We start from the raw sequence: 22,393 nt of genomic DNA, 5'->3' as shown, positions 1-22,393 counted from the left end.
TCATATTCTACAATGAGGGTAAAAATCAGATGAATATCCGCAATATATTAAAGATGGTACAATTACAACCTAGAGCTGAGACCTCACTTTTCAATGGAAACATCCGTTTTGTCGGTTTTGCTTCCCTACAGTTTCATCCCGACCCCGATTTCAAAATATTTATCCATAACCTTCCCATTCCGGTCTCTCCCCATATTCACGATTACTATGAAGCCGTATATGTATACGAGGGATCTTTTGTCTACCAGGTGAAAGACAGGACGATTTCCCTCTCTATCGGGGACTTTATCATGATTCCCCCCGGCTGCGTGCACAGTATCCTGGATAGTTCAAAGGTCTGCCAGGGGATTAACCTTTTAATAAACCCCGACTATCTGGAACATACACTGAAGCCGCTTCTGGCCGCGGAATTCATGGATCAGAGCAGATCCGTCATCCATGTGACGACCACCAACGATCCCCGAATGCGCAGCCTGGTAGATACTTTGCTGGAAGAACACTTTTTCGCGGAAAAACAGAACAGGCAATTTATCAACTGCTATCTGGCGCTGATCTTAAATACCTGTGAGCGCATATCCCGCCAGATGCAGGCTTCCGCAAAAGAGCAGAAGGAAGCCCGAAAAGAACTGATTACGGCAAAGATCCTCCGGTATATTCATCTCAATTACAAGGAAGTCTCACTTCCCCAGCTGTCCGGCCGGTTTGCCTATTCCCAGAACTATATATCCCATCTCATTCGGGAGGCCACCGGATATACCTTCAGCGAATACAAGCTGAAGATCCAATTGGATACGGCCATCCAGCTGTTATCCCAAAACGACCTGTCAGTCAATAAAATTGCTGATTTGACAGGCTTTACAAACTATTCCTATTTTTATAAAAAATTCAGGGAAAAAGTGCAGATGACCCCTGCGGAATATCGAAAGGAACTCATCATCAATACGAGTACGGACGATTCAGCTAAACCCTAAAAAACCACGGCGTTCCAGGGAGAAGGTCCGAAAACGATGGCCCAGCCCCCGGGATGTCCGGAGATGTCTTCCGAACCGCAGCCGGCGGGAAGGGTGGTATCCGTCTGTTCCATCACATAAGGCGCCCGTGCGAAATCTTAATGAAATCGGTCCGGCCGGTTATGGGCGCAAGACTGCGTTCCACGCAGTCTTGCGGTGGCTGCTGAGCAGCGAATGCATCAGGCATTCGCTGCGAATTAGCCACGGACCCATAACCGGCCGGACCGATTTCATTTAGATTTCACCGGGAAACAGCCTTCCGTGATGGAACAGACGGATATCACCCTTCCCGCCGGCTGCGGTTCGGAAGACATCTCCGGACATCCCGGGGGCTGGGCCATCGTTTTCGGACCTTCTCCCACAGTGGTATCAGCTGAGCACAGGCAGGCTGAGCACGAAGGTACAGCCGCCCCCCTCCGTATCCCGAAGTGTCAGTTCTCCTTTGTGCAGAACCGCCAGCTCCCTGGCGATACTCAACCCCAGCCCGAAATGCTGCTTGTCTTTCCGGGACTTATCCGAGCGATAAAAACGGTCAAACACCTGAGCCTTCTGGTCGTTTGGAATACCCGGCCCGTGATCGATAACCTGGATCAGCAGCCGGTTTTTTGCAGTGGAAGCTTTCAAAAGCAATGGCTTACAATTCCCGCAGTAGGCTAACGCGTTGTCGATGAGAATACCGAGAAGCTGCGTCAACCGTTCCTGGTCACCCTGAATCATAGGAAGAGAATCATCCGACAGATCCAGCCGGAAGGGGATTTTTTTCTCCTGGCAGACCGGTTCATAGGATTCGTACAGGTCCAGCAGAAAAGTATTCGGATCCAGCGGGGAAAAACGGACCGACCAATTTCCGTTGTCAGCACAGGCGAGAGTCAGCATGTCGCTGATCAGGCGGGCCATCCGTTTACACTCAGAACGGATGTTGCCGGTGAACAGAGCTGTCCTTTCGGGATCGGCATCGATGGCCTGGGCGGAAGTCTGGATCACCATCAGGGGCGAGCGAAGCTCGTGGGAAGCGGCGGCGATAAATTCCTGCTGCCTGCGTTTGCTCTGCTGAATCGGCCGAAGGGATCTCTTGACAAAGAAGCGGGCCACCAGGTACAGCGCGGCGATTCCAAGGACATCCATACCCGCAAAAAACAGACGCTGCCGGTTCAGCGTTTGCAGAGAAGGACTGATATAATATAGAAGTAAGACACTTTTATATCCCCTGCTGGAGGGATAGGACATGGCGATACACTGATAGCGGTCTCTGTGGTTTCCGGTAATCTCAAAAACCGGACTGATCGAATAGGTGGTAACCGGCTGGACAGAGATGTCCGTTCCCAGCTCCCGCGCCTTGGAGGCGGCTTTTTCAAGCAGAAATTCCCGTCCGCTGGGCGGTTCCCAGGCGCCCTTGAACAGGAGCGGAGTTCCGTTTTCCTCGATGTGGATCAGCAGGTCATTCTCCGCCTCTGTGGCGGCCAGCCAGGTGATATTAAAAGAATTGTCCGTCTGCAGCTTCGTGGTAATATTCATAACCTGCGTCTGAAAGGTCTCATCAATGCGCCGGATCGTGGACAGCTGGCTGTTGATGGAAATAGAAATAACCACCAGCGTAAGAATAATGCCGGTGGTAAGCGTATATAAAAGTGTCAGGCGAAAACGAAGCTTTTTAAACATAAGCACTCCCCGCTGCTCATTGGTTTTTGGAGGATTTGGTCTCCAGTCGATAACCCGCCCCGTGCAGCGTACGGATACAGGCCCTGCTTCCAAGCGTCCGCAAGCGTTTCCGCAGGAAATGGATATAATTGTCCAGATTGCCGTCCTCCACCTCCGCGTCCGGTCCCCATACATGGGAGAAGATGGCCTCCCGGGTCAGCGTGGCTTCCGGATTCTGCAAAAAGTATTCCAATAGAAGAGTTTCCCGCTTCGACAGCTGATTTCTGGTGTCGTTACAGAGCAGTTCCCGGTCGTTTACGAGGAGATTCAGATCCGCATAAGACAGGGAGCTTACATCCTCCACCTTCGCCGGACGTCGGGTGAGCGCCCGGATACGCGCGGACAGCTCCTGCACGTCATAGGGCTTTACTATATAATCATCCGCCCCGTTGTCCAGCCCGTCAATCCGGTCGCTGATCTGGCTCATGGCGGTAGCCATGATGACCGGGGTATGGATATTATTCTGCCGTATTTCCTTTATAATCGTAAGACCGTCCGATCCCGGAAGCAGACGGTCCAGTACGATGGCGTCGTAAGACGTATGTATCACGTAGAAGAGGGCATCCTCCCCGTTGGTGCAGATATCGGTCGTATACCCCTCCTTGTTAAGCTGGACTTCGATGGCCTGGCAAATGTCCAGATCGTCTTCGATCAATAAAATTCTCATATCTCTCCCTCCAATCGCTATTTCCATAAATATTCCCGTCTGCCGACTGGACCGCAGACGGACACCTTTTCGTTCAGTATACAGTAAAATTCTCTAAAAATCTTTAAAATCCACTGAAGTTTTCCTGGAAATATATGAAAGGGGACTGGCATCTTCCGGACGGCGACATTACGTATTCTAGTGCAGCGCGAGGAAGGGGCCTGTCCCCGAAAGCCGGCCCGTATACATCCCGCAGCCTGCACCGCCTCTATTCTTCTCATTATTTTAAAAGATTTTTAGAGAAATCCCCGGTAAGATAGTAAAAAAGGAGGAGATAACCCAATGAAGAAAAAATGGATTTCAATCATAATGGCAATCGCACTGATAGCAGGAATGACATCCGGCTGCGGAAAAAAGGCGGAAGACAACAACAATCAGCCGTCAGCCGGGGAAAATAATACACAGACCCAAAGTGGTCAGGATGAAAATGTACCAATGGGCAGGTACGTGGAACAGCAGCTTGCGCTTCCAAAACAGATGGAGGGAGAATCCACCTGGACCACTTTCCTTGAGGACGCCCAGGGACGAAAAGTCCTCTATGCAGAACTGGGCGGTACCGGAACCTATAAGGGGTACGTGCTGTCGGATGACGGGACCTGGGCGGAGGAGGACGCTCCCTGGCTTACCAATACAATAGGAAAGATGAAAGGATACCTGCGGCGGGTGGAAAAAGGGGATGACGGTTCTTTATTTGCCGTGTTTTTTGATGACAATTATACCGCCCATATCTTCAAAACTATAGACGGAGAAAACGCGGAGGAGATAAATATCCCGGAACTGGCCTCCGGCGGCATGGAGCGGATATCCTGCGGCTGGAAAATCATGGAGTCGGGAGATATATTGATCGCCTATATGCAGCAGCAGGAACTGGTTCTCTACAGCGGCGCGGACGGCAGTGAGCTTAAGAAATTCAAACTGGGAAAAAGCGGATTGGATGACGTCAATGATCTGCTGGACGTGGAGGGAAACCGGATACTTACCTTAAATGAAGACGCCAAAGGATTTGTGGTATATGATGCGGACACCGGCCAACAGGTGGACAGTATCCTGCTGGAAGAACAAGATTATGTGGACGGCATTATGCGGTTCTCCGGTACGCAGGAATATCTGTATCTGGACCCGGTGGGCCTAAGACATATGCAGGCCGGCGGCACGATACAGGAGACGGTGATCGACGGAAGCCTGTGTTCTGTCGGTATTCCCGGGATTGCTATAACAAATATCGTGGTTGGTGACAATGACGATTATTATGTACTCTACAAAGATGACCAGAGTGTGCAGCTGGCCCATTACGTATACGACGCAAATGTGGCTACGGTACCGTCCGTCAAGCTTTCGATCTACGGACTGGAAGCAAACGATGTGATCGCAAGAGCCGTCGGAAAATATCAGATTAACAATCCGGATGTGCAGGTCAGCTACACAACCGCAGAGACGGATGAGGGGGCCTCTACTACGTCCGATTACATCCGGGCGCTGAACACGGAGCTGCTGAGCGGGAAGGGAGCGGATATTCTGGTACTGGACGGCCTTCCGGTGGATTCCTACATTGAAAAAGGCGTTCTCGCGGATCTGTCCGATATCCTGAAACCCATGCTGGAATCCGGGGAACTTCTGGAAAATATCATAAACTGCTACGCGGATCAGGATGGCAGGATGTACGGCATTCCCGCCAGATTCAGTGTTCCTATCCTGGTTGGCGATGAGGATGTTATGAAGGCTATGTCCGGGCTGGATACACTGAAACAATACGCGGAGGGACATCCGGACACCCCGTTCATGCTCACGGGCGGTAAGACCTTTACCTACGAAGAACTGGCAAAACTACTGCTAAGCATCAATTATCAGGAAATCGTCGGGGACGGGTCGAAGCTTGATCAGGAATCGGTGGTGAAATTCCTGGATACGGTGCAGAGCGCGGGCAATGCCCTGGGGGCCACGGTGGAACCGGAGCCAATCCCACCCTTGACGGAAGAAGAGATGAAAGAATGGATCGCATCAGCGAGTCCTTACTGGGCAAAAATGAATTTTCATATGGGCGACTACCCTGTACTGGATCATTCGGCAGCGGCGGATGAGATGAAGGGGATCGATGACCTGTATATCCCTACGACCATGGTATCGGACTATGGGAAGAGTATCTCCACCGTAAACGGGCTATTCATACCCAGCGGCATGATCGGGGTGAACAGCGCTTCCGGACAGAGCGATTTGGCAAAGGATTTTGTAAAGTTCCTGCTTTCGGAGGAAGAACAGAATACGGATCTGGGCAACGGATTTCCGGTGAATGCGAAATCACTGGACAGCTGGTGCACAAAAGTGCTGGAATACTCTACGGGAGCAAGTATGCAGATCAACGGTGAAACGATATACGTAAGCGCAGACGCTCCCACGAAGGAAGAGATCACCTCGTTCATCGATATGGCCCGGGAACTTCGGGTGCCGCTTAATATGGACCGGGTTTTCAAGGAGATGATACTGGATGAATCCAAAGCATTTTTTGCCGGCAGTGCCTCGGCGGAGAAGGCAGCTGATGCCATATGCAAGAAAGCAAACACCTATCAGGCGGAATAAGAATACGGCGGTAAAGGCCTATCTGTTCCTGGCCCCCAGTTTGCTGGGGGTCGCCGCCTTTGTACTTATTCCGTTTCTGGATGTGATCCGCAGATCCTTTTATGAAGCCATGGGCGGCAGGTTTGTGGGACTTAAGAATTATCAGACCGTACTGACGAACGAAGCGTTTCATCAGGCGGCTTTCAATACCGGCAGATTCCTGCTCACCTGCATTCCCCTGTTGCTGCTCCTGTCCTTTCTGGTGGCGCTGTGCATCCAGGGACTGTGCGGGTCGGGGGAATGGTTTAAGACCATATTCCTGACCCCTATGGCGATCCCTGTGGCGTCCATCGTACTGCTCTGGCAGTTAATGTTCGACGAGAAAGGGTATCTGAACCAGATTACGGCGGTATTTCACATGTCCCCCGTGGACTGGATGAATGGGGCCACCGCCTTCTATGTGCTGGTATTCAGCTATCTGTGGAAGAATATCGGTTATGACATCATCCTGTGGCTGGCCGGTTTAAACGGGATCTCGCCTGCGCTCTATGAGGCGGCCAGAGTGGACGGAGCGGGCCGTTGGCAGTGTTTCCGATACATCACGCTGCCGGAACTGCGGCCGACGGTATTCCTGATCGGCGTGCTGTCCTTTGTCAATTCCTTTAAAGTATTCCGGGAAGCTTATCTGATCGCCGGAGATTACCCGGACAGCAGTATCTATATGCTGCAGCATCTGTTTAACAACTGGTTTGTATCGCTGGATATCCAGAAAATGAGTGCCGCCGCCGTACTGACCGCTCTGGTGATTACCACCTTCCTGCTGGTGGTACAGCATCGGAATGAGAGAAACGCAGAGGATTAGAGCAAAAAAGGAGCGGGACATGAGAAAAAAATTGACTTTTCTATTTCTTCTTTTATTATCCTCGGTGGTCTTTCTTCCATTGCTTATCATGATGAGCAGTTCTTTTATGGGAACATCGGAGATCATAAAACATTATGGGGCCGTTCTGATCGGAACCGGCGGGTCTGTACAGTTTTCCCTGATCCCTGAATTTCCCACCCTGAAAGCCTATCTGGAACTGCTGTTTGACTCGCCGGGCTTCTACGTGATGTTCTGGAATTCCTGCAGGCAGGTATTCGGGATCCTCTTCGGGGAATGTCTGGTCAGCATCCCGGCGGCCTGGGCTTTTGGGAGATTCGAATTTCCGGGAAGAAAAGCGCTGTTTACGCTCTATATGGTACTGATGATCATGCCCTTTCAGGTGACCATGGTGTCCAATTACCTGGTCCTGGATAAACTTGCTATGATGGACACCCACTGGGCGATTATTATGCCGGGGATATTTTCCACCTTTCCCGTATTTATCATGACAAAATTTTTCCGGAGCATTCCGCGCTCCTTTATCGAAGCGGCAAAAATAGACGGCGCAGGGGAGATTTCCATTTTCCTGAAAATCGGACTTCCGCTTGGACTGCCCGGGATTCTCTCGGCCATGATCCTGGGATTTCTGGAATATTGGAATGCCATGGAACAGCCTCTGGCATTTTTAAAAACAAAAACCCTCTGGCCCATGTCCCTGTATCTTCCGAACATAACGACAGAGCAGCTGAGTGTGGCATTTACCGCGTCCATCGTCATGATGGCTCCGGCGCTTATGCTGTTTCTATGGGGACAAAGTTATCTGGAGCAGGGGATCGAGGCGTCAGGTCTGAAGGAATAAGCATGACGAAAAGGAACAGATATCGCTTGGAAACGCGTTGGAGGAAATGATGGATAAAGAGAAGAAGCTGACGAAGACGGAGAAAAAACAAAAATGGATGAAGCTGCTGATCGTTTTCTTTGCGGCGATGCTGATTCTGACGGTTCTCTCCCGGGTAATCGATTCCGTTATGCTGCCGAAGGTGGACATCGGAAAGAAAAAGGAAGGAAATCTGGTCTATAAACTAAGCGGGGAAGGGACGGTGCGGCCGGCCGAGGCGGTTTACACGGAGGTCCCTCTGGGATACCGGGTCAATAAAGTGTTGCCGGCCGGCACAAAAGTGACGGCTGGGCAGGGAATCATTTTCCTGGATCCGGAATATTTAGAAGAACAGAAAGAGGTACGGAAAATAGAGCTGGAAAAGCTTCAGCTGGCCTATGAGCAGCAGGAGTATTCCGACCAGCCGTTAGATAAGGTATCGGAGGAGGAGCAGGCGCTCCTGAATCTGGAGCAGGCGCAGAAGCGTTATGACCAGTCGGTAAATGACGTGGAGGACGCGAAAAATGTCTATGAGGCAAACATGAACGCCAAAAAAGCCGATTGCGACCAGATCAAAGAGAACGCCAGGGCAGCACTGGATCAGGCGCTTCCGGAGAATCAGGAGCAGGCCCAAAAAGACTACGAAGCAGCGGTGGCTCAGGCGGATGCGGATTTTAGAAGCTATGAGGAGCAGCAGCGCCAGGCAGTGGAAGCGGCGGCCGACCAAAGGGACAGCCTAAAGGACGCTTACGATCAGGCGGAAAACGCCCGGGAGCTGGCGAAAAAGAATGACGAATATTCCAGAAGAAACGAAGAAAATATAAAGAAAGCGGCAGAACTGGGACAGAGAATTAGAAAGCTGGAAATCCGGCAAAAGGAACAGGAGCTGGCAAAGATCGATGAATTGATCGCGGCCGGCGGGGAAGTACAGGCGGATGTGGACGGCGTGATTACCAAGATGGGTGTGTCGCCCGGAACGAAAACCACAGGAACGGAGATCGTGGAAATTGGAACCGGTGCCTATCAGTTCGTAGGAAATCTGGATGAAAATGCGCTGGAGCTGATGCAGGAAGGGGATTCGATCACCGTGACACTGCCGCAGCAGGCAAAACCTGTGGAGGCTAGGATTCAGAGCATTCAGCCTGCGGGCACAGGAGAGGTAAGTGTATCCGGGGACGCCTCCCAGGGGGATAACAGCCTGACCACCTTTATCGCCGATCTGCCGGAGGGAGAATACCGGATTTCAGGAAAAGGAATCTATTCCCTGGAGAAAATGTCGGAGACGGAATACCGCAGCCTGATCCCGATCGAAGCGCTGCGCGAGGATCAGAACGGCAAATACTGCCTGGTCCTGGAAAAGAAATCCACGATTCTGGGGGAATCCGACGTAGCGGTGCGCGTTCCGATTACCGTATTAAAAAGTAACAGTCAATATGTGGCCATAGATGATGCGCTGACTGCCGACGACCGCATTATTACCGGCAGCAGTAAGAATGTCAGTGAAGGGGACAGAGTACGGGTGGGGTCTTAATGAAAAAACTACAATACGGTATGCTGGCAGGATTCCTGATTCTCTATGCTGTATGTGTGACGTCCGGATCCAAAGTTCTGACTTTTCGCCAGGCGGTAACCGTTCACTACAAAGACCGGGGAATGACCGGCACGCAGTTGGATGAGATCTATGAGCAGCAGCGGCAGAAAAAAGAAGAGAAAGCGTTATTGCCGGGTCAGCAGGGAGCAGGGCAGGAAGTAAAGGAACTGCCCGACATCACCGGTTGGTACCGGGAAGAGGAACAGGATGTAGAGAATCCGGAATTGAACATCCGCACGCAGACGGACCGGATCGGCGCCTGGGGAAATATGGCCGAAATCCTTCCGGGCCCCCTCCTGTGCGGAAGCTATGTTAACAGTCTGGACGAGGAAGGATGCGTGATCAGCAGCGCTCTGTCGGAGAAGCTGTTTCGGAGCACGGATACGCTTGGCTGCTCCCTTCGTATCGGCGGGAAAACGTATGCCGTGCGCGGAGTCGTCTCAAACGACGGGCAGATCCTGTTACACCGGGCGAAGAAAACGGATCTGCTGTCCAGCCTGGAGTTTCGCTATAGAGGGAAGGAATATTCCGCGTCCGAAGTCCGGAATTTTCTGACCCAGCAGGGGCTGACCAATTACGACAGCCTCCTGGAAGGGGGTCTCTATGCGGGATTTGCCGGAATATTCCTGGGACTGCCTCCGCTGCTTTTGGGGGCTGTGATTTTACGCAGGCTGTGGAAGCGGCTGCTGCGCAGCCATATCAGCATACTGTCCCAAAACCAGATGTCCAGGTTCCTATACAGGATGGCCGCCGTTATTGGGATAGGACTATTTCTCCTGCTGTGGGTCTGTATCTTTGTGCGGTTCCCGGCTGATTATGTACCGGCAGGGGTATCGGACTTTGAATTCTGGATTGTCAAGCTCCAGGAGCTGTCCGCCGACCACCGGAAGCTGCTGAACTACCAGGGCTGGTATCAGGAAGCCTTCCTGCTTGGCAGCCTGAGGCGGTGCATCTTCGGCTCCTTAAGCAGCAGCGTTCTGCTATACTTCACGGCCCGTTGATTTGGGGACATGTCCATTTCGGTTTGGGACAGGTGCAAATCAGTTTGGGACAGGTACATTTCGCCAGTTGATTTTCTGCGAAAATCTTCTGGCGAAATGTACCTGTCCCAAACTGATTTGCACCTGTCCCAAACCGAAATGGACATGTCCCCAAATGCCGCCAAATGCCGCCTAAGTTCAACACCCCAGCCGGCAGATATTCAAAAACCCATAAAACGAATCACAAATCATAATACAACCCAATCTCCGCCGGATGCGGAATCTGTTCCACCAGCTCCGCTTCCGCCCGCTTATTTTTAATCCAGGCATTCAAAAGCGGTTCCGGGAACACCCCATCCCGTGTAAGATACTCATGATCCTTCTCCAGTGCATCCAGCGCTTCGGAAAGCGTCTTCGGAAGAGACTCAAGTCCCATCTTCTCCTCCTCAGAAAGCTGATACAAGTTACAATCAAAAGGCCCCCAGCCATGCTCATGGGGATCGGTCTGCCGCAGAATCCCATCCAAACCGGCCATAAGGATAGCCGCATAGGCATAGTAAGGATTACAGGTAGCGTCCGGATTGCGCAGCTCAAAGCGTTTCGAATCCGAAGCCTTAGCATACGCGGGGATACGAATCACAGCGCTTCGGTTGGAGGTAGCATAACCGATCGTGACCGGAGCCTCATAACCGGGCACCAGACGTTTAAAAGAATTCGTAGAAGGATTCGTGAGCGCGCACAGAGAACGGGCATGCATCAGCAGTCCCCCCATAAACCAATGTGCCTCTTTACTCAGCCCGGAATACCCAGCCTCATCATAAAACAAAGGCTTTCCGTCTTTTCTGAGCAGCATGTGCACATGCATTCCATTGCCTGCTTCCTGATAAATAGGCTTCGGCATAAAGGTGGCTGTCTTACCCGCCGCCACCGCGGCATTTCGCACCACATATTTAAGAATCATGGTCTTGTCCGCCATATCCGTCATACTACCCAGTTCCACCTCGATCTCCACCTGACCGGGCCCTCCCACTTCGTGGTGATGATACTTGACGTCGATTCCCCAGTCAGCTAACATCAGGCAGATCTTACTGCGGAAATCATAGGAACTGTCAAGAGGAGCGCAGATGTGATACCCGCCCTCCCGGGGCACATGATATCCGGAATTCGCTCCCGGCAGCCCGGAATTCCATTCCGCCTGCATGGTATCCAGCTCGTAGGAAACCCGGTTTGGCCGGCAGTCATAGCTGACTCTGTCCAGCAGATGAAACTCAAACTCCGGCCCAATAATCATCTGGTCGGCGATCCCGCTTCTGCGCATAAACTCCTCCGCCTTCAGCGCCACATTCCTGGGATACTGGTCAAACGGCTCATTCCCCGTATCCCTTAAAACACGCACGTTCCCGGAAATAGAAAGTGTGGGAACCTCCGTGAACGGGTCCGGGTGAGCAGTTGACAGATCCGGCAGAAACACCATATCGCTTTTTTCCACCGGTGCATATCCATAATTCGAACCGTCAAACCCGATTCCGTAGCACATCGTACTCTCATCCAGCCGCTCCGCAGGAATCGTCAGATGTCTCCAGCGCCCATTGATATCCACCATTTTAAAATCAATCATCCGAATTCCCTGATTCTTACAATAATCCTGTGCCTGTCTCACATTTTCAAACATAGGCATCCCCCTGAACATAATTTTTGTCTTTGTATAACATTATGGAATCTCCCCTCTTTTATGTCAACACTCAGATCCAACAAATACTCCGGCAAAATCGCTTGAGGCCGGGCCTTAGAACAGGTTACGCAGATGGAGGGAGAACCTCGCAGGGACTGGAACACTGTCCGAGCCGTACTCTGGCGAGTTTGTTCCAGTCCCTGCTAATAAGAGGTTCTCCCTCCATCGGAGTTACCTGTTCTTAGGCCCGGCCGATGTGATTATGCGCCCCAAGGCTGCCGCCCCTCCCCGGAAGGCCCCCGCGCATCTCTTTCCTCCCGTCCCTTCAAACCATATTCCCATTCCCACCTCCATTCAGAAAATCCATGGCGTTCTGCAGTGTAACGGAACTGATGGCATCCAGCGCCTCATTCGTAAAAAACCCCTGATGAGAAGTAATCATCACATTGGGAAAGGACAACAGGCGGGCCGTGGTGGAATGTTCCATGATATCGTCGGACCGGTCCTCAAATACGTTACGGTTTTCTTCTTCGTACACATCCAGACCCACCCCGAAGAATTTGCGGGCGCGGATACCCTCGATCAGATCCTCGGTTTTCACCAGCCCTCCCCGGGAAGTATTGACCAATATGACGCCCTCCTTCATTTCGCGGATGGTATCCCGGTTGATCAGGTGATAGGTGGCGTCGGTGAGCGGGCAGTGTAGGGAGACCAGATCACTGGCCTTAAGCAGGGTATCCAGATCCACATATTCCACAAAATCAAGCGACGGATTGCGGTATACATCATAGGCCAGAATGCGCATGCCGAAGCCCCGGCAGATCCGCGCCATGGCAGCCCCGATCTTGCCGGTGCCGATGATTCCGGCTGTCTTTTGATAGAAATTAAAGCCCATCAGACTGTTGAGGCTGAAATCATTTTCCCGTACCTTGACGTAGGCTTTGTGCATATGGCGGTTCACGGTCAGCGCCAGAGCCATGGCATGCTCGGCGACCGCCTCCGGGGAATAGCCGGGGACTCTCATGATCGTGATGCCAAGCCTTGCGGCCGTATCCACATCCACGTTGTTGAAACCGGCGCAGCGCATCAGAATCAGGCGGACGTTACTGCGATGCAGGGCCTCGATGGTCCGGGTCCCCACATCGGAGTTGACGAAGGCGCAGATCGCGTCGTAGCCCTGGGACAGTCGGGCGGTACGGGGAGACAATTCGGTTTCCATAAATTCCAGCTCCAATTGGGGATATTGGGGAAGAAATTTTTCAAAGGATTCCCGGTCATAGCTTTTGGTATCGTAAAATAAGATCTTCATGATTGTTCTCCTGTTCCTTTTAATAGATTTTCTATCGGGTTGCGGTTATTATATGAAATAATCGGAGAAACATGTATAAGCGAGGTAAGCGCAAGAGCAAATCCAGCAAGAGAAAATCCGCGCTTGACGGCAAGAAGATTACAGTGTATAACCAGAACAAAGAAGGATTCATACGGAGGAGGATATCGGATGAGCGTGGAAGGAATGTTTATGTGTGTGGCCGGAGTGGTTTTTTTGCTGCTGGCTTGTAAGGATGGATGGAACCTGTGGAAAAATAAGGGAAAGACAGGAGATGCGACAGGCACCGTGATGGAAGTGTATACCTCGGGGAATGGAAGAAATCCAAAGGATGCCAAATGGGCGGTCTTGCGGTACGAGGCACAGGGCAGGGAATATATATCAGAGAATCGGATACAGGTACCGGCGCATGCGCAGATCGGAACAAAGCTGCCTGTAAAATATCTGAAAGAACGGCCCCAGCGCTTATATACCGTATCAATGAAAAGATTTGTGATGATTCTGGCGCTGGGAGCAGCCTGCCTGGTGATCGGGCTGATACATGGCTGAGCGGATACGCCGGTTTGGAATGCATCTTACCTTCGGATATCGGCCACTTACAGCGGATCAAATGACAACTTCATGTGCCGGCTATTATAATAAGCATGACAACAAAAAGGTGGAGAAAGGAGTCGGTGATCTTGCGGGTGGAAATCAAGGTGTCCGGGGATATTAAAGAACCATACGCGGTCATTTTTACCGGGAATGTGACGGAGGAAATTCGACAGGCGGCGGCCTCGTTAGAGAAGCGGGAAACAGTGGTCACTGCCAATAACGGGGAGAGGATCATTGTGCTTAGCCCGGAGGAAGTCTGCATGGCGAGGGTCGAGGCTGCGCAGACAGTCCTCTATTGCGGCAGGAATAAGTACAATTCCAAAAAGCGATTATATGAACTGAAGGAATTATTGGGAAAAGGATTTATGCAAATCTCCAAGTCCACGGTTGTCAATCTAAGGGAACTGGACAGCGTGGAACCCTCATTTAACGGAATGATGGTTCTGCATCTGAAAAATGGATGCCGGGATTATATCTCGAGAAAATATCTGCCGGAGTTCAAAAAATATCTGGGTTTGTAAGGAGGATGCATATGAAAAAATTTTTAAAATTATTTCTTATGGGAATCGCATGGGGTTGTACCATGAATGTATTGATCGGTATGGTTGGTGTTGCCACAATGGGGCCTGAATTTCTCATCTCTAATGTCAGCGATTATTTTGCCAATATTTTTGCAGGCATTATCATTGGGTTGGGATTTACGCTTCCCAGCGTTGTCTACGAAAAGGAAGAGATGGCGAGGGGAATCCAGGTGCTCATCCACTTGGGGATCGGACTGGTGATCTATTTTATCGCTGCCTTTTGGAGGGGATGGATTCCCTTGCAGTATGGAATCGGGACGGTGATCGGCATGATTGCCGGTACTCTGGCTATTACAGGAGTGATCTGGTTTTGCTTTTACCTGTATTACCGCAAAGAAGCCATGAGGATCAATGAAAAACTGAAAGAAAAATAACAAAGAGTGCTGTGCGATGAAAGATGAATTCATCGGCACAGCACTCTTTGATTTGGTGAGGACTATATTATTAAGAGGCGGAAGAGTCGGGGTTTTGTGCTATCTGCCGCAGCAGCTGATCGACCTGCCCATCTGTGAGCTTTTCGGGAGTGTTCAGCGTAACAAATGTATAGGTTCCGTTCTCCATACGGATGACTGCGTATACATCATAGACCGGAGAAGTGGAAAAATCTTTATCAAAATAAGCGTATGCATAATCGTCTGTCTCTATCAGATCACTCACGTTGCATTCCCGCATCTGGGTGGTAAGATCCGCGATATCCTCCGACAGGTGGTCACATAAGATTTCCACTGCGATATCACGATCAGCCGTCCCGGTATCTATACTGGTATGGGGAATGGATGTTACCGCCTCTGTATTCGGTTCGGCAGATACACGCATGAGTGTAATATCGCTGATTCCGATGAAAAACATAAAGAGAAAAACACAAACCACAGCACGCATTTTCTTACTCATACAATCACATCCTTTTCCGTTATCGTCGTACTTTTTCTACTTTTTATTATTATACAGGGTAAATGTTACAAAAATGCTATGCTTCATTGCAAATCTGTTATTTTTTTACGAATAAATTATGCCTTTTTCGCGCAAGGAACGTGTCAAATGAGAATTGTTATGATATAATGGTGCGTGACAGTAAAGCTATGGAAAGGAAGTGTCAGATATGTCAGAAGAACAGAAGGTCGATGTAACTCCGGTAACGGAGGAAGGAGCTTCCATGGAGGATTACGCCACGGAACTGGAAGCCTCCTTTAAAGAAATTGTGGAGGGGGAGATCATGACAGGCGTCGTGATCGCCGTAGGTGATGAAGATGTCACCGTGGATCTGAAGTATTACACGGAAGGAATCATCCCGTTAGACAAGTTCAGCCGGGAACCCGGTTACAGTCTGAAAGAACATGTAGCGGCAGGAGATGAGATCAGCGCTGCCGTAGTCAAGAAAGACGACGGACAGGGACATATTCTGCTGTCGAAGATCGAGGCAGATGACGAGCTGGCCTGGGACAAGCTAAGACAGCTGCAGGAAGAGGGTACGGTCCTCACCGTAACGGTCAAAGGCGTGGTGAAGAGCGGGGTCGTTGCCTACGTGGAAGGTATCCGCGGATTTATTCCGGCCTCCAAGCTCTCTTTGAACTATGTGGAGGATCTGAACGAATTCCTGAATAAGGAAATCCAGGTCAAAGTCCTCGACGTAGTGGAAGAGGACAAGCGTTTAATCCTGTCTGCCCGTGAGATTCTAAGAGAACAGGCTGCAGAGGAGCGCAAAGCCAGAATTTCCAATGTGCAGGTAGGTCTGGTTACGGAAGGTACTGTAGAAAGTATCCAGCCTTACGGAGCGTTTATCAATCTGGGCAGCGGCCTGTCCGGTCTGGTACATGTATCCCAGATCAGTGAGAAGAGGATCAAATCTCCGGATGCGGTTCTCAAAGTGGGAGACAAAGTAAAAGTTAAAGTAATCGCCGTAAAAGAAGGAAAATTAAGCCTCAGCATGAAAGCGCTGCATGACGCAACCGCTCAGGAAGTGGTGGAGGAGTCCTACGACCTTCCCCAGAGCGAAGGGCTTTCTACGAATCTTGGATCCCTGTTTAAGAATCTGAAATTGGATCTGTAAAGTGATGCAAGGTCCGGGGAGAACCCTGGGGGGCGGGTTGCGTACGCCTGTTTTGGGACGCGGGGCGGGCGCCTGTCCTTTGGCGGGCGGAGGGCTGTATGCTGGCAGCTGCTAAGTGAAATCCGGCCGGCAGACTCAGGAACCGGGCCAATTCACCGGAAACGCATGATGCGTTTCCGGTTCAGTGGCCCTTGCCCGTCGGACGTGAAGTCCGCCGGACATCCTGAGTCTGCCGGCCGGATTTCACTAAGCAGCTGCACAGCCGCCCTATGCCCGCCAAAGGACAGGCGCCCGCCCCGCGTCCCAAAATAGGCGTACGCAACCCGCCCCCCAGGGTTCTTCCCTGCTTTTTGTTCAACCTTAGTATGAGATTCAAAGGAGGATTTTTTAAAGTCATTATTTTGGGGTGATTTTTATTTGCAGCTTCTGGTGAACGGAGGATGTTTTTGGTTTGGTTAAGTTTGGATAGTGACTTTGCAGCTTGAGAAAAGTCTGAAAAAGGTTTTAAATTGACGTACGTTGAATTTATTTAAAAAAATTATTTTTTTGTCTTGACGGAAATAAAATGTTTTGCTATAATCAAATAGCTGTGGCGACATAGCCAAGTGGTAAGGCATGGGTCTGCAACACCCTGATCACCAGTTCAAATCTGGTTGTCGCCTCTGTAAAGCTCCTGAATTTTCAGGAGCTTTTTCATTATGTGGGAAAGTATTCGAAAGTGTTTTATAGTACTTTTTTATTGAGCGGCGGAAAAGGCGTGGTGACTGTAATTTCCTTGCTACGATCAGAAAATACTTGTATAATGTTCTTAATGACGACGGAATAAGTAGTCCTGAAAGACAGGTTGAGATAAATGAAAAAGCGACGAAGAGGTCTGTGTATAATTTTGGCGGTTTTAATGGGTTTGGTCCTGTGGCCGGTAAGCGCGGAGGCCGCGCCTGACAATGAGAGAACAGTCCGGGTGGCGTTTCCGATTCAGAAAGGCCTCACTGAGCTGGATGAATATGGAAATTACAGTGGTTATACATATGAGTATCTGGAAGAGATCGCACAGTATACAGGATGGGATTATGAGTTCGTTCAGGTGCCGGGCGATGAGAATGAGAGCCTTACAACGCTTATGCGGATGCTCCAGGACGGGGAGGTGGATCTGATGGGCGGGATGCTCTATGATCCCGCGCTCAGAGAACAGTTCGATTATGCCAGTCATGATTATGGTATGGTGGATACGGTGCTGCAAGTGCTCTATGAAAATATACCGGATGTCACGATCAATTCACAGGTACAGCAGTATTTCCGGATCGCAGTTCTTAGCCAGAGCAGCAGAAGTGTGAAAGAACTGGAAGATTACTGCGCGATGAATCTGGTCACGCCGGAGTATGTCAACTGCACTTCTGTTGAGGAGCAAAAGGAGGCGCTGCTCTCGGGACGCGCGGATATGATGCTGAATAATAGTGTAAATCCTGTGGAAGGGGTGCGCACGATCGCCAAGTTTGCCTCCAAACCGTTTTTTTTCGTCACCTCGAAGGATAAAAACACGGGACTTCTGGGAGATTTGAATAAGGCCATCGTGAGTATAGAACAGTCAAATCCTTATTTTACCGCCTCGCTGAATGAAAAATATTTTACGTCGACAGACAATAAACTGTATCTGACCAAAGAGGAGCAGGAATATATAAAAGACGCGGGTGTTATGAAGGTGGCCGTTTTAAAAGAGCAGCCGCCTTATCAGTATTGGGATGAAAAACAGGATAAGCTTTCCGGGATCTCGGTGGATTTGCTGGCCTATGTAAGCCAGGTCACAGGACTTCAGTTTGAACTGGTCGGTGTGGACACGCCGGATCTGCTCTATGAGGAAATGGACCGGGATAATATTAAGCTGGTGGCAGGGATGCCTTATAATTATGACCTGGCAAGAGAACGCCGCCTTTCCATGTCACGGCCGTATGTCTCGGCGCAATATCTGATCCTGATGAAGGAAGATTCCACCGAGGCGTCCATAAAGGGAAAAAAACTGGCTCTGACCAATGCGGGCAGTTATAAGGGAGAATATCAGGGAAATGTATACCGGTATGACACCGTCAGTGAATGTATACGGGCAGTGGAAAAAGGGGAGGCGGACTATACCTATGTGGATGCCTATACCGCGCAGTTTTATATCAATATGCCGGAATTCCATGACCTGAAAATGGTCCCACAGACTTATGAGGCCAGGAAGATATGCTTTGGAGTAGTAAAATCGGGTTCCATGGAGCTGTTGTCGATTCTGAATAAAGTGATCACGACGATCCCCGTCGTGGATATGCAGGGGATCATAAATCAGAATAGTATGAACAAGCAAAGCTACACGATCGGCGATATGATCCGGATGAATCCGTTGGAAGCCATCATCGTCCTTGTGGCCGGGTTCCTGACTGTGATCGCAGTGCTGTCCTATTTTCTGAGGCAGCGCGCCCGGATGAGCAAAAAGACAGCTCTGGAGCTTCGGAAACATTTCCGGCTCTATGCGCTGGTCAATGATTACATTTTCGAATATAACCACCAGACCGGGAAGCTTCTGGTATCGCGGCCGCGGCCGGAAAAAAATTCGGAGCCGGAGATGATGGATTTTGATTTGAAACAAGATTCCGATTCGGATGAGTTGAAAGAACAGAAACAAGGATTTGTGGATCTAATTATGCAGAACGAGGGAATCGTGGAGACTAATTTGGTTTGCAATGACGGACAGCGCCATTGGCTAAGGCTTGCGATCGAAAAAGTCTATGACGGCGATGCCCTGGTATATGTTCTGGGTAAAATCAACATGATCGACGAGGAGATGCAGCAGAGAGATGAGCTGCTGTCAAAGGCACGCCTGGACAGCCTGACACATATCTATAATGCCGAAACGATCCGGAATCTGATTATAGAAGATATTCATCAGATGAAAGAGGGCGAACACGGCGCATTGCTGATGATCGATGTGGATCATTTTAAAACGGTGAATGACAATTATGGCCATATGAGCGGTGATGAAGTGCTGCGCGCTGTGGCACAGCTGCTTCGCTCCAGTTTCCGGGCGGATGATATCGTAGGGCGTCCGGGCGGGGATGAATTCATGGTCTATATGAAGAAAGTGAAGGATAAAAGCGCGCTTTGCGATAAATGCGGGGAAATATGTTCGAAAGCCCGGGAGCTTCTGGTGGAGAACGAGATCGGGATTACGATCAGCGTAGGAGCGGCACTGTCCTGTGCCGGAGATGAGTATGAAGACCTGTATCAGATCACGGATAAACAGCTGTATGAGGCAAAAAAGGACGGAAGAGATGGATTCAAGGCGGCGGACAGGATGGAAGCGGCCGGCTTATGATCCGGACAGCCAAAACGAAAAACAGCCCCCCGGTTCCGGCAGCACTGGCGCTGCCGGTCTGGAGGGCTGTATATTAACAGTCTGACATAATGCGGATAATCTCTTTGTCGGTATCTTTCATGCCGTCTTTGCCGAGACGTCCGATATTGCGCAGCGTGTTTTCGATGCCTTTGGCCAGAACGCCGTCGCCGCCGTAGAACTGCTGGCCGTTTCGATACATTTCGTATCCCAGGATACCGGCGTCCACGGAGGCTGCGATTTTGGCAGCGCAGGATGGCTTGGCGCCATCGCATACGATGCCGGACGTGATGGCGAGGGCATTGACAATGGTGTGGCAGATGTGAGAGTAGCCGCCGCCCAGGAGATAGGTAATACCGGCGCCGGCTGCGGCACCGGCGCTGACCGCTCCGCAGTAGGCGGAGAGACGGCCGATGTAAAACTTCTGGTGTATGGCGGCCAGATTGGAGAGCACAAGGGCGCGGTACAGGGTTTCCTGACCGGCGCCTGTTTCTTTTGCGTACTCAATGACGGGAAGAGAGACGGTCATGCCCTGATTGCCGCTGCCGGAATTGATCACCACCGGAAGCTCACAGCCATCCATTCTGGCGTCGGAACCGGCGGCGGCCGCTGCCTTGGCCCGCGTCCGGATGTCGCTGCCGTAGGCCTTTAGGAGTACGCTGCCGATATTCGCGCCGTAGTCCCGGGCCAGTCCTTCCCGGGCGATGGCAGTGTTATACTCAATCTGCTGATCCAGCAGTTGCTGCACATCCTCGATAGCAACGGTCTGTGCAAAATCAAAGATACCTTCCATGCAAAGAAGCCCATAGTCATCCTGGCCGGATGCTTCCGGGAGTCCTTTTGTACCGGGCGCGTTTTGCGGTTCGGCTTTTACAAGAATTTCCCCATTTTTTTCGATCAGTACAATATTCGTGTGCTCCTGCATGATATGTACCCGGGCAGAATCCTGACCATGATACAGGATAACTTCGATATCCAGCGGGCATTCCGTGTCTGCGAACATCACCCGTATGGGGATGTCGTCCAAAAACCGGGTCATCTGTTCGATCTGTTCTACGCTGACCTGCGCGATCACTTCCAGCTTCCGGGCTGCGTTGCCGGCTACGATCCCGGCCGCTGCCGCAGCTTCCAGTCCTTTCTTATTCCCGGTGTTCGGGACGATGACACTTTTTACATTTTTAATAATATTCCCGCTGACATAGATCTCCACCCGGTCGGGCCAGGTTCCCAGGGTGTCCCGGGCAACGGCGGCGCAGTATGCGATGGCAATGGGCTCCGTACATCCCATTGCCGGAATCAGTTCTTTGTTCAGTATCCGAAGATAAGCGTCGTAGCGTTTATCTTTTTTATCCATAGGTTTACCGTTCCTTCCTTAGCGTAGCAGCAGATGCTCAATCAGTTTCTTGTTTCTTTTATTCGTCTTGATGAGGCTGGCACTTTTATTATAGAAATAAAAGGCGGCTACCGGGATATTATTCAGTTTTCCCAGTTTTTGTTTCGTGGTAAATTTGTAATATGTGCCTCCGCAGGAGACGACCTTGTGTTCCTGTACGGCGTGGATCAGATCATTGGCCGAACGGATATCGGCATCGATCCTGGTATAAGCCAGGCCCGCGCAGTCCAGCTTGTGCGCGTCGCTGCCTCCGAACTGGGGCTTATGATACTTCTCGGCCAGGGCTCTGGCCCTGCGGTTGGATTCATCGCTTTCACAGGAATTAAAAGTCTCGATAAAATCAAACTTTTCCACCAGATGGTCATTTTTCCGAAAGCGTCCGGTGCTCATCATACTTAAGAAACGTTCCCCGCAAGGGTGGGCGGGACCAATAATACCGCCGCTTTTGTGGATAACGTCGATCAGTGTCTGGATGGGCAGTCCGCGGACTTCCAGCACCCGCAGTTTGAGATGATCCGGCATAATGATGAGCATGTGCCCGGCGTCCCGGGTGTCATACTCGATCCCCTTGATAACCACGAAATCTTTATAGCGGTCATCGTTTTTCAACTCATACTTCCATTTCCGGTACCCGTCATAGGTATCGTGATCCGTCACCAGCATTCCCTGAAATCCCTTGTCCATTAACCGGTCAATGTATTCTTCCAGTGATACTTTGGCGTCGATGGATCCCTCTTTTACATGACAGTGCATATCAAATTTCAAGTGGATCACCTACTATTCTCAGAGCTGTTTTACTTGTATTCTGATTCCATTATACTATAAATCCTGTGTTCGGGAAGGGGGTAATCTGCGGAATTTCATGTATTTGCGGAATTTTTGATTTGCTGATGGGGACCGGGGACGTGGAGACCGGGGCCGGCGGACGGTTTCCGGGGAGGCTTCCGGTTCCGGGGATCTGTTGTGTCTTCCCGGGGGCTTCGGATGCCCGCTGCTTAGAGCTTGGAACCGCGGGCGGTATCCGGGGACACCCCGGGCGGCCGGGTTCTTTTGTATCTCCCTGGGAGCGCGGAGGGCTAGCGCTGGAATACGCTAAGTGAAATCGAAAAGCCGGGTTCAGGAACCGAGCCTATTC

Annotated in this window: 18 protein-coding genes and 1 tRNA gene; 12 read left to right on the top strand and 7 right to left on the bottom strand. The window is 50.8% G+C overall.

Annotation, left to right across the window (positions count from 1 at the left end; genetic code table 11):
* Positions 1 to 29: 29 nt before the first annotated feature.
* On the top strand, positions 30 to 971 hold the full coding sequence (locus tag KTH89_RS17210) for a helix-turn-helix transcriptional regulator (protein WP_238722521.1): 942 nt from the start codon (positions 30 to 32) through the stop codon (positions 969 to 971).
* Between the two features lie 408 nt (positions 972 to 1,379).
* Here the strand turns inward: KTH89_RS17210 and KTH89_RS17205 are convergent, their stop codons facing one another.
* Together KTH89_RS17205 and KTH89_RS17200 are read right to left on the bottom strand one after the other, a co-directional pair.
* A complete protein-coding gene (locus KTH89_RS17205; protein ID WP_238722520.1) occupies positions 1,380 to 2,669 on the bottom strand; it encodes a sensor histidine kinase in 1,290 nt (429 codons plus the stop codon).
* 16 nt (positions 2,670 to 2,685) lie between these two features.
* The gene (locus tag KTH89_RS17200) at positions 2,686 to 3,375 is read right to left on the bottom strand and encodes a response regulator transcription factor (RefSeq protein ID WP_158346966.1); all 690 of its coding nucleotides are present in this window, start codon (positions 3,373 to 3,375) and stop codon (positions 2,686 to 2,688) included.
* 321 nt (positions 3,376 to 3,696) lie between these two features.
* Between KTH89_RS17200 and KTH89_RS17195 the strand changes: the two genes are divergently transcribed.
* From KTH89_RS17195 to KTH89_RS17175, 5 genes are read left to right on the top strand one after another with little or no spacing between them, the layout of a single operon-like run.
* Positions 3,697 to 5,988, top strand: coding sequence for an ABC transporter substrate-binding protein (locus tag KTH89_RS17195; RefSeq protein ID WP_238722519.1), 2,292 nt, complete (start codon positions 3,697 to 3,699; stop codon positions 5,986 to 5,988).
* Positions 5,948 to 6,829 (top strand): carbohydrate ABC transporter permease, encoded by an 882-nt coding sequence (locus KTH89_RS17190; RefSeq protein WP_238722518.1) that lies wholly within the window; start codon positions 5,948 to 5,950, stop codon positions 6,827 to 6,829. The genes KTH89_RS17195 and KTH89_RS17190 overlap by 41 nt, the downstream gene beginning before the upstream one ends.
* 19 nt (positions 6,830 to 6,848) lie before the next feature.
* Positions 6,849 to 7,688: a carbohydrate ABC transporter permease gene (locus tag KTH89_RS17185; protein WP_158346969.1), complete on the top strand. Its 840-nt coding sequence runs from the start codon at positions 6,849 to 6,851 to the stop codon at positions 7,686 to 7,688.
* A gap of 46 nt (positions 7,689 to 7,734) precedes the next feature.
* Positions 7,735 to 9,237, top strand: coding sequence for an efflux RND transporter periplasmic adaptor subunit (locus tag KTH89_RS17180; RefSeq protein WP_238722517.1), 1,503 nt, complete (start codon positions 7,735 to 7,737; stop codon positions 9,235 to 9,237).
* Entirely contained in the window at positions 9,237 to 10,298 is a 1,062-nt protein-coding gene (locus tag KTH89_RS17175; RefSeq protein WP_238722516.1) for an ABC transporter permease, read from the top strand. The genes KTH89_RS17180 and KTH89_RS17175 overlap by 1 nt, the downstream gene beginning before the upstream one ends.
* A gap of 220 nt (positions 10,299 to 10,518) precedes the next feature.
* On the opposite strand, the gene glnA is transcribed toward KTH89_RS17175, so the two are convergent.
* Together glnA and KTH89_RS17165 are read right to left on the bottom strand one after the other, a co-directional pair.
* Complete coding sequence (gene glnA / locus KTH89_RS17170; protein ID WP_238722515.1) at positions 10,519 to 11,955, bottom strand: type I glutamate--ammonia ligase; 1,437 nt, start codon at positions 11,953 to 11,955, stop codon at positions 10,519 to 10,521.
* Between the two features lie 319 nt (positions 11,956 to 12,274).
* Positions 12,275 to 13,258, bottom strand: coding sequence for a 2-hydroxyacid dehydrogenase (locus KTH89_RS17165; protein ID WP_238722514.1), 984 nt, complete (start codon positions 13,256 to 13,258; stop codon positions 12,275 to 12,277).
* A gap of 189 nt (positions 13,259 to 13,447) precedes the next feature.
* Between KTH89_RS17165 and KTH89_RS17160 the strand changes: the two genes are divergently transcribed.
* From KTH89_RS17160 to KTH89_RS17150, 3 genes are all read left to right on the top strand, one after another.
* Positions 13,448 to 13,825: a DUF3592 domain-containing protein gene (locus KTH89_RS17160; RefSeq protein ID WP_158348752.1), complete on the top strand. Its 378-nt coding sequence runs from the start codon at positions 13,448 to 13,450 to the stop codon at positions 13,823 to 13,825.
* A gap of 137 nt (positions 13,826 to 13,962) precedes the next feature.
* On the top strand, positions 13,963 to 14,391 hold the full coding sequence (locus tag KTH89_RS17155; protein ID WP_238722548.1) for a LytTR family DNA-binding domain-containing protein: 429 nt from the start codon (positions 13,963 to 13,965) through the stop codon (positions 14,389 to 14,391).
* An 11-nt stretch (positions 14,392 to 14,402) separates the two neighbouring features.
* The gene (locus KTH89_RS17150; protein WP_238722513.1) at positions 14,403 to 14,825 is read left to right on the top strand and encodes a DUF3021 domain-containing protein; all 423 of its coding nucleotides are present in this window, start codon (positions 14,403 to 14,405) and stop codon (positions 14,823 to 14,825) included.
* Between the two features lie 70 nt (positions 14,826 to 14,895).
* Here the strand turns inward: KTH89_RS17150 and KTH89_RS17145 are convergent, their stop codons facing one another.
* Complete coding sequence (locus tag KTH89_RS17145; protein WP_238722512.1) at positions 14,896 to 15,342, bottom strand: hypothetical protein; 447 nt, start codon at positions 15,340 to 15,342, stop codon at positions 14,896 to 14,898.
* Between the two features lie 208 nt (positions 15,343 to 15,550).
* Here KTH89_RS17145 and KTH89_RS17140 point away from each other — a divergent pair, with 208 nt between their 5' ends.
* The 3 genes from KTH89_RS17140 (at position 15,551) to KTH89_RS17130 (ending at position 19,847) form a co-directional block, all read left to right on the top strand.
* Positions 15,551 to 16,498 carry a S1 RNA-binding domain-containing protein gene (locus KTH89_RS17140; protein WP_158348749.1) on the top strand — a complete coding sequence of 316 codons (948 nt, stop codon included), beginning with the start codon at positions 15,551 to 15,553 and terminating at the stop codon, positions 16,496 to 16,498.
* Between the two features lie 591 nt (positions 16,499 to 17,089).
* Positions 17,090 to 17,160: transfer RNA gene (locus KTH89_RS17135), tRNA-Cys, on the top strand.
* Positions 17,161 to 17,396: 236 nt separating this feature from the next.
* Positions 17,397 to 19,847 carry a transporter substrate-binding domain-containing diguanylate cyclase gene (locus tag KTH89_RS17130; RefSeq protein ID WP_238722511.1) on the top strand — a complete coding sequence of 817 codons (2,451 nt, stop codon included), beginning with the start codon at positions 17,397 to 17,399 and terminating at the stop codon, positions 19,845 to 19,847.
* A gap of 73 nt (positions 19,848 to 19,920) precedes the next feature.
* Here KTH89_RS17130 and KTH89_RS17125 read toward each other — a convergent pair whose 3' ends face one another.
* Together KTH89_RS17125 and KTH89_RS17120 are read right to left on the bottom strand one after the other, a co-directional pair.
* Positions 19,921 to 21,219, bottom strand: coding sequence for an L-cysteine desulfidase family protein (locus KTH89_RS17125; protein WP_238722510.1), 1,299 nt, complete (start codon positions 21,217 to 21,219; stop codon positions 19,921 to 19,923).
* An 18-nt stretch (positions 21,220 to 21,237) separates the two neighbouring features.
* Positions 21,238 to 22,023 carry a PHP domain-containing protein gene (locus KTH89_RS17120; protein ID WP_158348746.1) on the bottom strand — a complete coding sequence of 262 codons (786 nt, stop codon included), beginning with the start codon at positions 22,021 to 22,023 and terminating at the stop codon, positions 21,238 to 21,240.
* Between the last annotated feature and the right edge of the window lie 370 nt (positions 22,024 to 22,393).

The sequence above is a fragment of the Diplocloster agilis genome (genome assembly GCF_019042275.1).
Classification (GTDB): Bacteria; Bacillota; Clostridia; order Lachnospirales; family Lachnospiraceae; genus Diplocloster; species Diplocloster agilis.
This window is presented reverse-complemented; position numbering and strand designations above follow the sequence as displayed.

Excerpts from the sequence above, each read along its gene's own strand:
- KTH89_RS17185 (WP_158346969.1), top strand. The coding sequence starts at position 6,849 with ATGAGAAAAAAATTGACTTTTCTATTTCTTCTTTTATTATCCTCGGTG.
- KTH89_RS17165 (WP_238722514.1), bottom strand. The coding sequence starts at position 13,258 with ATGAAGATCTTATTTTACGATACCAAAAGCTATGACCGGGAATCCTTT.
- KTH89_RS17205 (WP_238722520.1), bottom strand. The coding sequence starts at position 2,669 with ATGTTTAAAAAGCTTCGTTTTCGCCTGACACTTTTATATACGCTTACC.
- KTH89_RS17175 (WP_238722516.1), top strand. The coding sequence starts at position 9,237 with ATGAAAAAACTACAATACGGTATGCTGGCAGGATTCCTGATTCTCTAT.
- KTH89_RS17125 (WP_238722510.1), bottom strand. The coding sequence starts at position 21,219 with ATGGATAAAAAAGATAAACGCTACGACGCTTATCTTCGGATACTGAAC.
- KTH89_RS17180 (WP_238722517.1), top strand. The coding sequence starts at position 7,735 with ATGATGGATAAAGAGAAGAAGCTGACGAAGACGGAGAAAAAACAAAAA.
- KTH89_RS17160 (WP_158348752.1), top strand. The coding sequence starts at position 13,448 with ATGAGCGTGGAAGGAATGTTTATGTGTGTGGCCGGAGTGGTTTTTTTG.
- KTH89_RS17140 (WP_158348749.1), top strand. The coding sequence starts at position 15,551 with ATGTCAGAAGAACAGAAGGTCGATGTAACTCCGGTAACGGAGGAAGGA.
- KTH89_RS17200 (WP_158346966.1), bottom strand. The coding sequence starts at position 3,375 with ATGAGAATTTTATTGATCGAAGACGATCTGGACATTTGCCAGGCCATC.
- KTH89_RS17210 (WP_238722521.1), top strand. The coding sequence starts at position 30 with ATGAATATCCGCAATATATTAAAGATGGTACAATTACAACCTAGAGCT.
- KTH89_RS17195 (WP_238722519.1), top strand. The coding sequence starts at position 3,697 with ATGAAGAAAAAATGGATTTCAATCATAATGGCAATCGCACTGATAGCA.
- glnA (WP_238722515.1), bottom strand. The coding sequence starts at position 11,955 with ATGCCTATGTTTGAAAATGTGAGACAGGCACAGGATTATTGTAAGAAT.
- KTH89_RS17150 (WP_238722513.1), top strand. The coding sequence starts at position 14,403 with ATGAAAAAATTTTTAAAATTATTTCTTATGGGAATCGCATGGGGTTGT.
- KTH89_RS17130 (WP_238722511.1), top strand. The coding sequence starts at position 17,397 with ATGGGTTTGGTCCTGTGGCCGGTAAGCGCGGAGGCCGCGCCTGACAAT.
- KTH89_RS17145 (WP_238722512.1), bottom strand. The coding sequence starts at position 15,342 with ATGAGTAAGAAAATGCGTGCTGTGGTTTGTGTTTTTCTCTTTATGTTT.
- KTH89_RS17190 (WP_238722518.1), top strand. The coding sequence starts at position 5,948 with ATGCCATATGCAAGAAAGCAAACACCTATCAGGCGGAATAAGAATACG.